Source organism: Mycobacterium sp. Dal123C01 (assembly GCF_052566995.1).
Window position 1 is genome coordinate 1,547,568 of record NZ_CP199580.1, and the last position, 14,613, is coordinate 1,562,180.

13 protein-coding genes are annotated in these 14,613 nt (G+C 63.7%); 8 read left to right on the plus strand and 5 right to left on the minus strand.

Annotated elements, in window-relative coordinates; translation table 11 throughout:
* Positions 1-151: 151 nt before the first annotated feature.
* Complete coding sequence (locus tag ACTXG5_RS07360; RefSeq protein WP_445163053.1) at positions 152-1,648, plus strand: serine hydrolase; 1,497 nt, start codon at positions 152-154, stop codon at positions 1,646-1,648.
* 13 nt (positions 1,649-1,661) lie between these two features.
* On the opposite strand, the gene ACTXG5_RS07365 is transcribed toward ACTXG5_RS07360, so the two are convergent.
* Entirely contained in the window at positions 1,662-2,018 is a 357-nt protein-coding gene (locus ACTXG5_RS07365; protein ID WP_445163054.1) for an Rv2640c family ArsR-like transcriptional regulator, read from the minus strand.
* Between the two features lie 101 nt (positions 2,019-2,119).
* Here ACTXG5_RS07365 and ACTXG5_RS07370 point away from each other — a divergent pair, with 101 nt between their 5' ends.
* From ACTXG5_RS07370 to ACTXG5_RS07385, 4 genes are all read left to right on the plus strand, one after another.
* A complete protein-coding gene (locus ACTXG5_RS07370; RefSeq protein WP_445163055.1) occupies positions 2,120-2,563 on the plus strand; it encodes an ArsI/CadI family heavy metal resistance metalloenzyme in 444 nt (147 codons plus the stop codon).
* Positions 2,560-3,642 (plus strand): ACR3 family arsenite efflux transporter, encoded by a 1,083-nt coding sequence (gene arsB / locus ACTXG5_RS07375; protein ID WP_445163056.1) that lies wholly within the window; start codon positions 2,560-2,562, stop codon positions 3,640-3,642. Before ACTXG5_RS07370 ends, arsB begins: the two co-directional genes overlap by 4 nt.
* A 53-nt stretch (positions 3,643-3,695) precedes the next feature.
* Positions 3,696-4,049, plus strand: coding sequence for an arsenate-mycothiol transferase ArsC (locus ACTXG5_RS07380; protein ID WP_445164302.1), 354 nt, complete (start codon positions 3,696-3,698; stop codon positions 4,047-4,049).
* Positions 4,050-4,189: 140 nt separating this feature from the next.
* Positions 4,190-4,846, plus strand: coding sequence for a PIG-L deacetylase family protein (locus ACTXG5_RS07385; RefSeq protein WP_445163057.1), 657 nt, complete (start codon positions 4,190-4,192; stop codon positions 4,844-4,846).
* A gap of 60 nt (positions 4,847-4,906) precedes the next feature.
* Here the strand turns inward: ACTXG5_RS07385 and ACTXG5_RS07390 are convergent, their stop codons facing one another.
* Positions 4,907-6,745 (minus strand): HAD-IIIC family phosphatase, encoded by a 1,839-nt coding sequence (locus tag ACTXG5_RS07390; protein WP_445163058.1) that lies wholly within the window; start codon positions 6,743-6,745, stop codon positions 4,907-4,909.
* Between the two features lie 713 nt (positions 6,746-7,458).
* Between ACTXG5_RS07390 and ACTXG5_RS07395 the strand changes: the two genes are divergently transcribed.
* The 3 genes from ACTXG5_RS07395 to ACTXG5_RS07405 all read left to right on the plus strand — a co-directional run bounded on the left by ACTXG5_RS07395 (position 7,459) and on the right by ACTXG5_RS07405 (position 10,910).
* On the plus strand, positions 7,459-8,202 hold the full coding sequence (locus ACTXG5_RS07395) for a glycosyltransferase family 4 protein (protein ID WP_445163059.1): 744 nt from the start codon (positions 7,459-7,461) through the stop codon (positions 8,200-8,202).
* Positions 8,203-8,341: 139 nt separating this feature from the next.
* Positions 8,342-9,139, plus strand: a complete 798-nt coding sequence (locus tag ACTXG5_RS07400) for a glycosyltransferase family 2 protein (RefSeq protein ID WP_445163060.1) — start codon at positions 8,342-8,344, stop codon at positions 9,137-9,139.
* Between the two features lie 58 nt (positions 9,140-9,197).
* Positions 9,198-10,910: a hypothetical protein gene (locus ACTXG5_RS07405; protein ID WP_445163061.1), complete on the plus strand. Its 1,713-nt coding sequence runs from the start codon at positions 9,198-9,200 to the stop codon at positions 10,908-10,910.
* A gap of 21 nt (positions 10,911-10,931) precedes the next feature.
* Here ACTXG5_RS07405 and ACTXG5_RS07410 read toward each other — a convergent pair whose 3' ends face one another.
* The 3 genes from ACTXG5_RS07410 to ACTXG5_RS07420 all read right to left on the minus strand — a co-directional run bounded on the left by ACTXG5_RS07410 (position 10,932) and on the right by ACTXG5_RS07420 (position 14,610).
* Positions 10,932-12,221: a glycosyltransferase gene (locus ACTXG5_RS07410; protein WP_445163062.1), complete on the minus strand. Its 1,290-nt coding sequence runs from the start codon at positions 12,219-12,221 to the stop codon at positions 10,932-10,934.
* A gap of 143 nt (positions 12,222-12,364) precedes the next feature.
* Positions 12,365-13,033: a hypothetical protein gene (locus tag ACTXG5_RS07415; RefSeq protein WP_445163063.1), complete on the minus strand. Its 669-nt coding sequence runs from the start codon at positions 13,031-13,033 to the stop codon at positions 12,365-12,367.
* A gap of 179 nt (positions 13,034-13,212) precedes the next feature.
* Positions 13,213-14,610, minus strand: a complete 1,398-nt coding sequence (locus ACTXG5_RS07420) for an aldehyde dehydrogenase (protein WP_445163064.1) — start codon at positions 14,608-14,610, stop codon at positions 13,213-13,215.
* Positions 14,611-14,613 lie beyond the last annotated feature (3 nt).

Here is a 14,613-nt window from a genome sequence, read left to right on the forward strand (position 1 = left end):
CCGCCAAACACCCCGGGCCCAACCCCAACGATCACTGCAACCCTGCACCCGCCCGCCCCGAACGGAGAATCGGGCCTCTGCAACCGTGACTCAATGCCGCGTAACGCGCCCCCGCCCTTGAACTGCTAGGACGGATAGAGGCGTCTCCACCGTGCAAGCGGCCACCGATCGTGGCGGTGGTATCCCGGTCCCGGTGCTGCCCTCAGATGCCTCGGCGGCGTTCGGCGACGTGGCACGGGCGCTGGTCGACACCATGAAAGAGCACCGTATTCCCGGTGCAGCCGTGGGTGTTTGGTTCGGCGACCGCGAGGAGCACGCCGCCTTCGGGGTGGCCAGCATGAACACGCTGCAGCCCGTCGGACCCGACACGCTGTTCCAGATCGGGTCCTTGACCAAGACCTACACGGCCACCGCCGTCTGGCGTCTTGTCGAGCGCGGAGAGGTCGCCCTGGACGCTCCCGTGCGCACCTACCTGCCCGCCCTCACAATGGCCGACGAGACCACCGCGGCCGGGGTGACCATCGAGCATCTCCTGACCCACCGCGGGGGCTGGTACGGCGACGACGGCACGTACACCGGCGAGGACGACGAGGCCATCGCGCGTTTCGTTGCGACGCGGCTGCCCGAGCTTCCCCAGGTGTTCCCGCTGGGAAAGTGGTTCTCCTACAACAACTCCGGCTTCGTTCTGCTCGGCCGAGTAATCGAGGTCGTCACCGGTTCGTACTATGACGCCGCCATGGCCGAGCTCGTTTTCGACCCGCTAGAAGCCCACGACACCCTGCTGGACCGCTCGGCCGTGCTGGGCCGCCGCTACGCCGATGGACACTATGCGGGGCAGATCAATGGCGTCGATGCCGTTGCGGTGCAAACCCCTTTGTGGTTGCCGCGCAGCATCAACCCTGCCGGAGGCATCTGGTCGACCAGTCGCGACGTGCTGCGCTACGCCCGCATGCACATGAGTGAGCCGACGATGGACAACGCGCCGCTGTTGTCGCCTCAGGCGTTGCAGCGGATGCAGCAGCCCGCAATCGGCATTGCGGGACTCGATCTGAGCATGGGGCACGGCTGGTTCGTCCAAGACCTCGATGGGCTGCGCGTCATCATCCACAACGGCGACACCGGAGGGCAGCACACGACCTTCATCGCCGTCCCCGAGAAGCGATTCGCGCTGGTGCTGATGGTCAACAATGTGCTCGCCGGCGTCTGTGCCGAACTGGCTACCCTCGACGCGGCGCTGAGCAGCTACCCCGGAATGGCCTCGCTGGCCGGCAAAGTCGGCATACCGCGGGCCATCCTCGCCCCGGCGGAGGTGCCGGCGATCACGGTGCCCACGCACGAATTGGCCCAATATGCCGGCCAATTCACCGATCCGGGCAACTCCATTGAGGTGGTGCTTAACGACGATGCACTCACTGCGACCAGCCGTCCGCTGCAACAACAGCACACCTACCAGCCCGCGCTGGTGCCGCCGGCGTCTGAGTCACCGACGCCGATCACGTTTCTCGCCACGGATGAGGGCGTCCTAGGCCGGGTGCGCGTGCCGTTCGTCCGCGATGATGCCGACCAAGTCGGCTGGATCGCGTCAGGGCTCCGGCTGGTACCCCGCCAGCCATCAGAATCGGTGCCCGACATTCAGCGACTCAACTAGCGTCGCGCTGCCTTCAGGTACAACAGCTGGGGTCCAACACTCGGCATAAGGCCGTGAGCGAGTCACGTCGGGCAGTGTGATGCACGCTCATCCCCTGGCGCTCCGAAGCAACGAACCCGGCCGTGCGGAGCTGCCCGAGGTGATGACTGACGGTGGACACCGACAGCCCCACCGCCGTCGCAAGCGATCCAGTCGTGCACGGCTGGTCGGCGGTGAACAGCAGCGATATCAGCGTCACCCGCGCAGGGTCCGCGAGTGCCTTAAGCCGCATTGCCACGTCGAGCGCCGACGCTTCGTCGACGGGTCCAGCGGCCATCGGGGCGCAGCAGACCGGCTGCGACATGTCGATCACTGGCAGCGTCTTGGGCATGCCCCCATCTTCGCGAGGATATTGACATAAGTCAAAAAGGTGGAGTACACAGGACCCGTAACCTTTTCGTCATATGTCACACACCTCGGAGGTGTTCTCTCGTGTCTCGCGTCCAGCTCGCCCTCAATGTCGACGACCTCGCAGCGTCGATAGCCTTCTACAGGACACTGTTCGGGGCCGAGCCCGCGAAGGTCAGGCCCGGTTACGCCAACTTCGCTGTCTCCGAACCGCCTCTCAAGCTCGTCCTGATCGAGAACCCCGGCAAGGGTGGCTCGTTGAATCACCTTGGCGTCGAGGTCGATTCCAGTGACGCTGTGCGGGCTGAGATCGCCCGATTCGCCAATGCCGACCTGTTCACCGAGGAGGAGATCAACACCACCTGCTGCTTCGCCACCCAGGACAAGGTCTGGGTCACCGCGCCCGACGCCGAAAAATGGGAGGTCTACACCGTCTTGGCCGACGCCGACACGTTCGGCGCTTCTGATCCCGCACTCGCCGAGGATGACGCCTGTGCATGCAATGGTGGGCCAAAGGTGGCCGAATGACCGCACCCGCTGCCACCGAGCATGCACCCCTTGTCAGCAAGCTCTCCACGCTCGATCGATTCTTGCCGGTGTGGATCGGCGCGGCGATGGCGGCGGGGCTGCTCTTGGGTCGCGCGGTACCTGGCCTCGACCGCGCGCTTAGTGCGGTGCAGGTCGATGGCATCTCACTACCCATCGCTGTCGGGCTTCTGGTGATGATGTACCCGGTGTTGGCGAAGGTCCGCTACGACCGCCTCGACGCCATAACCGGCGACCGCAGGTTGATGGCGGCGTCCCTACTGCTGAATTGGGTTATCGGCCCGGCGTTGATGTTCGCCCTGGCCTGGTTGCTGCTGCCGGACCTGCCCGAATACCGCACCGGCCTGATAATCGTCGGGCTCGCGCGGTGCATCGCCATGGTGATCATTTGGAACGATCTCGCGTGCGGCGACCGTGAAGCCGCCGCCGTACTGGTCGCCCTCAACTCCGTGTTTCAGGTAGTGATGTTCGCCGTCCTGGGTTGGTTCTACCTGTCGGTGCTTCCTGGTTGGCTCGGCCTTGACCAGACGACCATCAGCGTCTCGCCCTGGCAGATCGCCAAGTGCGTCCTGATCTTCCTCGGTGTGCCGTTGCTGCTCGGCTACCTGTCCCGCCGGATCGGCGAACGCACCAAAGGCCGCGATTGGTATGAGACTCGGTTCCTGCCTCGCGTCGGGCCGTGGGCGCTCTACGGGCTGCTATTCACCATCGTCATCCTCTTCGCTCTGCAAGGCGCGCAGATCACCTCGCATCCGTGGGACGTAACGCGGATCGCCCTGCCCCTGCTGGCGTACTTCGCCGTGATGTGGGGCGGCGGATACTTGCTCGGCGCCGCACTCGGCCTCGGATATCAGCGCACAACGACTTTGGCGTTCACGGCCGCAGGAAACAACTTCGAACTAGCTATCGCGGTCGCCATCGCTACCTACGGCGCAACGTCCGGCCAGGCACTCGCTGGTGTCGTCGGCCCACTGATCGAGGTGCCGGTGCTGGTCGCGCTTGTGTATGTCTCGCTCGCGCTGCGTCGACGGTTCGACATCGCCGCGAGGACTGATCCGTGACCACCAAGCCGAACGTGCTATTCGTCTGCGTCAAGAACGCGGGCAAGTCGCAGATGGCTGCCGGGCTCATGCGCAAGGTCGCGGGCGACGCGGTGGAGGTGCATTCAGCGGGTACTCACCCCGGCGCGGCGCTCAATGCGCTGTCGGTGCAATCGCTCGCCGAGGTCGGCGTCGACATGACCGCCGAGTACCCCAAGCCCATCGACCTCGACCTTTTGCAGCGTGTGGACCGAGTAGTCGTGCTCGGCCGTGAAGCCCACGTCGATGCGCCGGGCGTACAGGTCGAGACATGGGTTACCGATGAGCCGTCCGTGCGCGGCATCGAGGGTATCGAACGAATGCGGTTAGTACGCAACGACATTAGCCGTCGTATCGAAGAGCTTTACCACCGTCTGACCGCTATCTGAAACTGTTTGCGGCGCAAGATAATATCTGACCCTTAGAGGTATCTTAACCAGACCGCGTGATCCGTAGGCCGAGGCCGCCACTACCCATGCGGCTCCCACCAACACGCGTACCTGAATCGCTGACAGCTAACCTAAACTCGATGAGGCCTGTCCTAGTTGTGTCACCGCACCTCGACGACGCGGTGCTATCCGCCGGCGAATTCATCGCCGGTCAGCCCGGCGCGGTCGTCGTGACCATGCTCGCTGGCGCGCCCGACCCGCCGGTAACAAGGTGGTGGGACGCCCGGTGCGGATTCGTGACATCGCACGACGCAATTAAAAGCCGCAGAGCCGAGGACGAGAACGCGCTGGCCGAACTGAACGCGACACCAGTCCATCTCAACTTCCTCGACGAGCAATACGGGCCAGCCAGCGTGGAAGACTTGACCGCCGCACTCATCGAACAGGTCGAACACCACCGGCCTGAATTCGTCGTCGGCCCGTTAGGTGTGCAGAACGCCGATCATGAACGCGTCCGCCAAGCCGTCCTACACGCCAAACTCAGTGTGCCAGTATGGCTGTACGAAGACCTGCCATACAGCGTGAAAGAACCGCAAATCGCTGCGGCCGCTGTTGATTTGATCCGTGGCCGGGGACATGCGCCTCAATTGGGGTTGCTTGGCGATGGGCCCCCCGCGTCGAAGAAGGCCGCATTGCGTTGCTACCGATCGCAGATGCTGCACCTCGACTTCGACGAAATCTACGAAAATACCAGCCCCGAACGGCCTATCCCCGAACGATTCTGGCGGGTTAGCTGACGGTCCTGTTGTCGCACGTGTGCTGCGACGACTGAGATGGACTGGCGTTGACAACGCTCGTCACTCCGCGACCTCTTCGATGCGCACCACGTCGGCATCCGTCCAAGTGTCCGCCAGGGCACGAGTGAAGTGGCCTTCACCGGGCGCAGATTCCCACAACGCAAAACCAAGCTCGTTGAACATCTGGACCGCCGCCGCGTTCTTCGCCGTCTGGCGATAAGCGATGGCCAGTTCTCGCGCGCCGCGCGCCAACAGGCGCGCCGCGAGCCAGTGAAAAAATGAGTGCTCCAACCGTTTACGTTGCACGCGGCAACTCATGAAGAACGCCTCGATCGTCACGCTATCGGGCTCGAGTACACAAAATCCGATGATTCCGTACGCGCCGAAATTGTCGCGGCAGCGCAGCACATAGCCTTCACGCGTGGTGTCGCCGTCGATGAAGGCGCGCACCTGCTCGCGCGTGAAGCCGGTGCCGGTGACATTCAGCTGGTTGGTGCGCTGGGTGAGTTCATAGACCCGCTCGGCCGACCCGCCGGTGACGGGCATGATTTCAACCACGATGTCGCACGAGCGCAGGAAGCCGAGATAATCCGTGCCCGTGCTGTTGGCCGTGTGATGCCGCATTTCTGCGTCGCGATACATCGAGGCCCGTTTCTTGCTTTCTTCCGTCACCGGCACATCGAACAGCGGGTGGGTGGCAAAACCCGCGATGTCGTCGGGCGTCATTACAGTCACGTTCGGGTGGGCGGCCAAGACCTCACCGCGCTCGAAGGCCTCGTCGTCGACGAACACGAATGTGTCGAGGCCGATATCGACCAATTCGGCGATGCGACGCACCGCGTCGCTCTTCGGGCCCCAGCCGACCTGCGGGTAGAGGACATATTCATCGAGCCCGAAATGCTTCAGAGCCGCCTCGGCGAGCGGCTTGTCGTTCTTTGAGGCAACGAAATTGAGGATGCCCCGCGCATCGAGCATCCGCATCGCGCCGGCGGCGGCTTCATTGAGCACGACACCCCCGACGCCTTCCTCAACCAGCGTGCCGCGCCAAACAGTGTTATCGAGATCCCACACAACGCATTTGGCGGTGCTCGCCTTGGCCTTTAGCGCATTGTTGCTGGAGCCCGCACCCCTGCCTGTCAGCTGCGCGAGCGGAGCGTTGAGGGTGGCGAAGTCGACGAGACCGAAGATCACCGGCTGGTTCGGCACCTCGCCCACGACCTCGAGCTGGATGGCGAAGGGCACATTGACGGGCGTGGTGGCAGCGATCGCGGTCGCGGGAATTACCGCGCGGTTATAGCCCTGGCGCAGGGCGATGCGGGTCTGGAACAGTCCATGGATTGTCTTGTCCCAGGGCATCATCGAAAGCGTGAGGGACATCCCTGTGGGCTTCTCCAGATACGCCTCGACGATGAACACCTCATCTTTTGCCATATCGCTCACGCGGCTGGCAGCGGCTTTGCGGCGTTGATTGAGGCGAATCGCGAGCCTAAGACCAATGGCGCGTGGCATGTGCAGCGCGGCCATCAAGGCATCGAATTGCGCGGCGCGCTGCTCACGCACATGCACGGTTTTCATTGCCTGCATGGCGGCCGGGCCTGAGCCCTCAAGCTTGCCCCAGCGGCGGAAGGCGATGCGCGTGAGGCCAGCGAGCGCCGGGAAGTTTCCGACCTCGACCGCCTCGATGCCGCCTGTGAAGCGCCGGCAATGCAGGTCGATGCGCGGGGTGTAGAACTCGCAAGAGGAGTAGCAGGAAGGGAACGCGCATTCCGAGCAATGCTCGCCCCAGATAATGGCGCTGCGCATGGCGAGCGCCGCCTGGGTTGCTGCGAATGCGCCCGCCACTTCGGTTGGCAGCGTGATAACCGTGCGTGCCAGTTCCCCGAACACGACTTCCTTCACGCCCCTGGTCATACCAGGCCGCAGGGGCTTGGCAAGAGGCTTTTGCCATCCGGGTCCCGGATTTCCTACCGAGAAGTCTGCGGTCCACGAACTAGCTCGAACGCATTACCGAGCCGGTTCGTCAACTTTGAGCGGCTGCGAGAGCTGGTGAGCACCAGCACGAGCACGCTCTGCTCGATGGCCACAGCCGGCGCTCCTCGTGTTCGATTGCCCGTTTGGTATTTGTGTAACCGAGCAGCGTGAAGGATACTCCGGAAGTGGCTCTGTTGAATGCCTGCCGCAGAGCCGTTTTCATGCAACTACGTGCGACACAAACCCCGCCCGCAGAGAGCAGTGGCCCCCGGGTCTTGATGGTTTCGCATGGAGGTGACTTCGCTGGCGGCGCCGAGATCATGTTTCGCGACATGGTTCTGGCGCTGCGCGAGTATCAGCGGAACTTGGACGCAATAGCGGTATACCCGTGGGCGGGACCACTGGCCGCCCATGCCGCTCGGCTTGGTGTCCGGACCAGGTCTGCCCGATTACCCTGGTGGATTACTGGCGAGCACTTGACGGTCATTGACATTCTCGTTCGCATGGCCCTGCTCCTAGTAAGCATTGCGCAGGCGGTTTTCCTCATTCTGCGACTGCGTCCGACAACAGTGATCACCAACACGATGGTCATTCCTTCGTACGCAGTCGCTGCCAAACTGCTCGGTATCCCGCATTACTGGATGGTCGACGAGTTCGGCAAAGAGGACCACCGGTTCAAATTCCTGTTGGGCTACCGCAGGACCATCCGTCTCATTGGTCGGCTCTCGGAGTCGGTCATTTGCATTTCACGAGCAGTTGAGAAGGCTCTGGTCGCCGTGGAGCCAGTGATGAAAACCCATGTGCTCTATCCGGCCATCGAGGCCGCACCCGGAACCCCGGCCGAGCGGCATGACGGCGAGGTCATGCGGGCTGTCCTTGTCGGTCGGTTCAAGGAATCCAAGGGCCAACACCTCGCCATCGAGGCGATCGCAGCTGCCCGAGAGGCCGGTGTCGACATGCAGCTGACCCTCATCGGTCCAGGCGATAGGAAACCGGCCTATGAGTCTGCCCGACGCCTCGGCGTCCGGGACCTCGTGAGCCTTCACGGACCGACCCGCGACGTCGGACGTTACTGGTCCGCCGCCCATGTTGCCCTGATGTGTAGCGACGCTGAGGCGTTCGGTCTCGTCACGGTCGAAGCAATGAGAGCCGGGTTGCCCGTGTGCGGGACGAACTCCGGTGGTACGCCAGAGATCATCGACCCAGGAGTCAACGGGCTTCTCAGCGCTGCCGGAGACGCCGACGCACTCGCAGCCAACCTAATCGTGCTCGAGTCGGACGAGAATCTGCGGCACAGACTCGCTGTCGGTGCCGTGGAGACATCACAGCGCTTCCGACGCGATCGTTATGGCGACGAGCTCGCCCGCATCATCGGCCTGTGTTGAAGCCCATGCCCGAGGTGGTGTGCTTTCAGCCAGCCAGCGAGTATCTGTCTGCGTTTTCAGCAGCGGTCCTGGCCGTAAACTGTTGCACAGAAACAGTTTTCACAGGTTTTCCGTCGCCAGGCGGATACCAGGAGAAGACGTGAGCAGCTCTAGTGCCAGCCTGCCGCTGGTTAGCTACCTGATGCTCACCAGGGACCGACTGCGGCTAGCTGAGCGGGCGATCGGCTGCTACCAGAACCAGCGGTATCCGCACCGAGAGCTGGTGATCGTCTGCCAGGGCGACAGCGCTTACCAAGATGAAGTGCGGCGCCACATCGACCAGACCCCGATAGCCCACGCTCGGCTGATCGCCGCCGGTCCCCAGCTACAGCTAGGAGCGCTGCGCAACATCTCGCTCGACGAGGCACGAGGCGATCTGGTCTGCATTTGGGACGACGACGACTGCAGCCACCCCGACCGGCTGGTTCGACAGGTGGATCACCTCCTGGAGACCGACGCTGACGCGGTGTTCCTGTCCGGGAGTCTGCATCTGTTCGAAGCCGACGGGGTGCTGCACTGGCTCGACATGTCCGTGCGACCAGAGCGACAGCTTCCGCTTGTGCCCGGAACCATGGTCATGCGTCGCGACGACCGGTTCCGTTACCCGGAGACGGGACAGTATGCACATTGCGGGGAGGACGAGCAGCTGGCGGTGGACCTGTTTCGGCACGCGAAAGTCGCCATGATGGGCGATGTGGGGCTGCTTTATCTTTATACCTACCACGGGGACAACACGTTCTCTCGGCAGCATCATCTGCGTATGCGGCGCTATAGTCTTCCATCGAGCAGCATTCGCGCCCGCGCCGGCGAAATTCGGGATGCTTTGGCGCAGTATCCGATTGCCAAGCCGGTCGCCGTGCATGGCCGTGAGGGCCCAGTGTTCACGGTGGAATCCTGATGGCGATGGTCGCCTGGGTATCGTGCGCCGGACTGGTGTGACTCGATTGGATTTCTCTATGCGAGAGGACATCACGCTCACCGCTTCCGTGCTGGCTCACCCCAGCCGGGCCGAGCTCGCTCGGCGCCTCGTCGACCACGCGCCTGATGGATTGTTCTCCCTCGTGTGGGATCCGGAGCCGGACGGTCCACCCACGACCCTCCGTACGGTGCTAGCCGCCTGGAGTTCCGTCGACCCCAGCGCCACCCATCACCTCGTTGTGCAGGACGACATGATCCTTTCCCCCTGGCTCATCGACCGTGCCCGGAAAGCGGCGGCCGCGATGCCGGAGGCGGCACTTTCCTTCTTCTCGCTGTGGGACTCGCGCAACGGTGGCACCGTTCGGCTCGGCGCACTCGCCGGAACCCGCTGGGCGACCGCGGCCAGCGAATACACCCCCAGTGCCGTGCTGTTGCTGCCACGTGAGGTCGCGGCCGGATACGTTGACTTTGCGCGCCGACGCCTCAGCAACTGGCCCGATGACATCCTGATGCACCAATACCTGCGCGAGGCCGGTATCGCCCGCTTCGTCGCGGTGCCCAACGCGGCCGAACACGCCGACATCGCAAGCATCGCGGGCAATGGCTTCCGCGGGCCACGTCGATCCTCCTGCTTGCCGGCGCAGGATCTTCCCGGGCCAACGGAAGATTCGCGGCTTGTCGGCCCGTCCGTGATCCCGTTCATTAAGCACGGCAGAGCGCAATGCTCGGTGCTCGTAACGGAATCCGCCCCCGGCCGGTGGCACGACGTCCCGACCGAGCGATACCTGAGCGGGGTCGGGATTCCGACTGTCCTCTTGGACCGCGAGTTCGCCGCGACCGGCGCCGGGATCGCGCGGGAGGTGTGGTTGACCGGTTTCGCGCTGGGCGTGGTGCGTCAGCTCGACATCGGAGCCGTCGTGTCGGGCGCGCGTCTGACGCCTGATCGATCGACGGTGTCCGCGGCGTTGGGCACCATCGGTCCTGGGGGGCTGTGCCATGAGCGACCTGAACGAGAAATCGAGGAGCTCCGCGACGCGCTGGCAGAAACCGCAGAACGAGGGCTTCAGGCCGGAGATCAACTCGGCTCTCAGATGCGCGGTGGGACCACGTCTGCCGCGGGCGCCCTACCTGTGCGGATCGGTATCGGTGGAGGGGCAGGCCCGCTTGCGGATTACGTGATTCGTGGGCTCCGTGACCATGGCTGGCAGGTCATGGCAATCACCGAGAAAGGCCTCGCCTGCGATGTCGTCTTCGATCTCGACAATGTCCAGCCACACTCCACTGGTGCCGGCGAGATCGCGGTGGCGTGGAACACCGCAGAACGACAGTTACTTCCGATCGGTGATCTCTACGGTCCCGGGTGTTCACCGCAATCCCGGATTGGCATCCTCGTCTTTGCTGCCGTCCTGGGACGCTCACTTCTCCTAACCGACGATCCAGCCACGCTCGTTCATCCCCTGCACGTCGAGGATCTTGTCAGCATGCTGGACTGGGTTGTCCGGACCCGTCCCCCCGCAGCAGTTCTGCATCCACCCCGCCCAAGGCCGCGCAGGTTGGGTGAGATCACGGAGTGCACACAAAGAGCCGTGCGCCCCGTCAGGCTCGAGTTCGCCACCAAGGCACTAGTGCAATCCGGACCGGCTCCCTACACCGTTGCTGATGATGGGTTCATCGAGTTGGAATTCGGGCTGCACACATTCGCCCAATGGCTCAAACACGAAACAGCGCCGATGCCTGCGGACTCACCATGAGCCCCTGATATCCCTGCCAGATCAGTTCAACACGGGGGCTTTTCGGCGGACGATATCTTCTAAAAGGTCGGCGGCGTTCGCAACGCTTGCGGCGGGTTTTGTCATGTGGGTGGCGATCTCGCGGGCTCGGGTGATGAAGTGCGAGGCAAGGATCCGGCGCAGGTCCGCGACCAGTGATTCCTGGGTGGTGGCCGAAAAGCGCCGGGCGGTACCCACTTTCAATCGTTTGATCCGAGCTCCCCAGAGCGCCTGATCGGGCCCTGTCCACAGGATCAGCGTAGCCAGTCCGGCCCGTAGGCCCGCGGCCGTGGTGCCCGCGCCACCGTGGTGGACGACCGCGCGGCAGGCGGGCAGCGTGGCCGCGTAATTCACCGCGCCCACGACCTTGACATGGTCGAAATGTGGGACGTCGCTGAAGTCACTCCCGCCGGCGCAAACCAACGCCCGCTCGCCTAATTGCGCGCTGGCCGCGCTGATCATTTCGACCGTGTCGGCGGCAGATTCGACCGGTAGGCTGCCAAAGCCGAAGCAAATTGGCGGTGTTCCTGCGGCAATCCACGACGCGACCTCGTCATCGGCATCCGTCGTCAACTCCATCGTCAGCGTGCCAACAAAGGGCCGTTGGACGCCGCATTTCGCCCATTCGCTTGCCAGCCCGGGGAAGCAAACCTCGTCGTAGGCCTGGATTTCCAGCGACCTGCGTTCGGCAATCGGCGACGGATCTGTCTCCTTCGGCAGGCCGAGTTCACGGCGCTGCGTGTCCTTGACCTTCGCCCAGCGCCGATCTAGCTCAACCACCGTCATCGCGAAGCGGAGCGTCGGCGACGCCAGGATCGGAACGAGCTGCCCGTTGGCCCGCATCGGGTAGTAATGCAGCGTGGCCAACGGAATGTCTTGATGCTCCGCGACGTTGGCAGCGAGCTCCTGGAAATTAGAGCCAGTCAGCAGTAGGTCGGCCCCGTCCGCCAGCGACGTCAGCGTCGTGCTCATCTCCCCCCAGCACGGGATAAGAGACTCCCAAGCTTCGCGCCACAACCTGATCAGATGCGGGACCTTCCAGAATTCGCGGAAGAAAGCCGTCCAGAAGTCGCGGTACGTGTCCCGCCACGCCTGCGAATCCAGCCCGTATGCGACCGGCGTAAGCCCAGCCGACTCTGCGAAGCCAACCAGGTCGGGTGGGACGACGATGCGCACTTCATGCCCTCTGCGCAGCAGCTCACGGCCGACAGCGAGAGAAGGCTCGACATCGCCGCGAGTTCCGTAGCATGCCAGCACAAATTTCGTCGCGAATCCCTTTCGCTTGTCGTGCACGGATGTGACGTCAGAGGGTATCGGTAACTATCCCTGGTTCTTCGACTCTCGCTGGGCGTTCGCCCTTAATGCCGCAGCGCTACTTCTAGTGCGGCGTCTTCGCTAATGGGGCCCTGCGACGCTGAGGCAGCGCACGCCGTCGGTCACTTCTCGATGCCGTGGCCACCGCGGAGGTCCGTGTGGGCGGCTTTCAACAAGCGGTTACACAGCAATACCAGCGCATCGACGTCAAGGTCCGACTTATCGCCGAGTTCCTTGAGGAACGATGCTTCTTCGTCCTTCAACGACGTCCACTTTCGCTTCCGTTCGATCATCGCCTCATCGTTATTTTGTGGAACGTCGACGGCTGTCTGGAGTTGCTCCTTGCACGCATCCAGCTGCGTGAGCGAGTAGCCGTGCTCGCGGAATTGACGGTCCCATTCGTCAAGGATCAATTCGGTGAGGTCGCGAACAGGCTCTGCGGCATAAATCATCAGCTCGGCGACTCCGTCGTCGAGACCCAGCCGTGCACGGAATTCGTACAACTCTCTGGTGGCCCCAGCTCGCCTTCGGCTGATGCTCTCTTCAGTGACTTCGGTGCCCGCGAGTGGTTCTGCCCCGCGCTTGAGGTAAAGGGTTGCGGAGATGAGACGCTTCAGCACAGCCTTCTTGTCATCCCCAGCCCGCTTCTCGTAGTCGAGGACTAGCGCGTGGTCTCGGTCCTCTCGCTTAGTTTTGGCATCGAGGCGCTTCGTCCAGATCGCCACCGTCGCAGTTGACACAACGGACGCGACCGGCACAAGAGCGGTCGAGAGCACGGTCTCCCAACTCATGGCACTACTGCCAGTCTTCCCGGCGCTTGCGCTGACGGGCTTCTCCGCGTGTGCACCCGGACGTGCTCGTTTCCACGTGGGTCAGTCTGCCTGACTGGGCCGTAGTCCGGACTGGATAGGGCAATGCTGGCTTGTTTTGCGTAACCATCACCCAATCCAGCTGGTATTCGGGCCGACCGTCACGCTCCGGGTGCGACCGCGATGGACTTGGTGTCTAGATAGCCGTCGATACCTTCGGGGCCCAGTTCGCGGCCGTAGCCGCTGCCCTTGACCCCACCGAACGGCGCGAACGGATCCATGGTGTAGCCCTGGTTGATGCCGAGGGTGCCGGTGCGGATACGCGTGGCGATCGCCAGGGCCCGCTCGGTGTCGGCGGTCCACACCGATCCGGCCAGGCCGTAGTCGGAATCGTTGGCAATGGCCACCGCATCGTCCTCGTCGCGGTAGGGGATGACGGTGATCACCGGCCCGAAGATCTCTTCGCGCGCAATCCGCATCGTGTTGTGGGCAGCGGCGAACAGCGTGGGTTTGACATACCAGCCGCGTTCGAGCCCGTCGGGCAGGTCGGTGCCGCCGATCACCATTCGCGCGCCTTCACGTTGGCCGATGTCGATGTAGTTGCGGACGCGCTGCTGCTGGCGCTGGGAGACCAGCGGACCCATCTGAGTGGCCGGATCGGTTGGGTCGCCCACCCGAATACCGGTCATCTCAGCAGCGAGTGCGTCGACGTATTCGTCGTGGCGTGCGGCGGGAACCAGAACACGGGTCAACGCATTACAGATCTGACCGCTGTTGGAAAGGCTGGCCGACCGCACCCCGGCGGCGACCTTTTCGGGTGCGGCGTCATCGAGGATGATCGCCGCCGACTTACCCCCGAGTTCGAGACTGACCTTGGTGAGATTGGCCCCGCACAACCCGCCGACGGCCCGGCCGGCCGCGGTGGAACCGGTGAACGAGACCTTGTCCACGCCTCCGTGGCCGACGAGCTGTTCACCGACCGCGACCCCGCCCGGTAGCACGCTGACAACGCCCGGCGGCAGGTCGATATGGCCGATCATCTCCGCTAAAAGCAATGCGTCCAACGGGGATTCGGGCGCCGGTTTGAGCACCACGGTGCAGCCGGCCAGCAGCGCGGGCACCAGCTTGGTGGCGATGAGGAACTGCGGCATGTTCCACGGCACGATCGCGGCGACCACGCCGACCGGCTGCTTGTGGATGAGGACATCGGCGCCGAAGAAACCGGAGCGGGTCTCCCGCCACGGGTGTCGTTCGGCCAGATCGCAAAACGCGCGCATCATCATCGCGGGGAGGCCGACCTGGGCGCGCTTTGCGAAGGTGATCGGAGCGCCGATCTCGGCGGTGATCGTGTCAGCCATCTCCGCGCGTCGTTGGTCATAGACATCGGCGAGCCGGCGAATCGCGGCGATGCGTTCGGACGGCTGGGACTGGCCCCACGGCCCGGAGTCAAAAGCCGTGCGCGCGGCATCGACGGCGGCCTCGACATCAGCCGGCCCCGCCGCCGCAACCTCGGCGATGGATTGTTCCGTGTGCGGTGAGATGACTTCGAAAACGTTCAACCG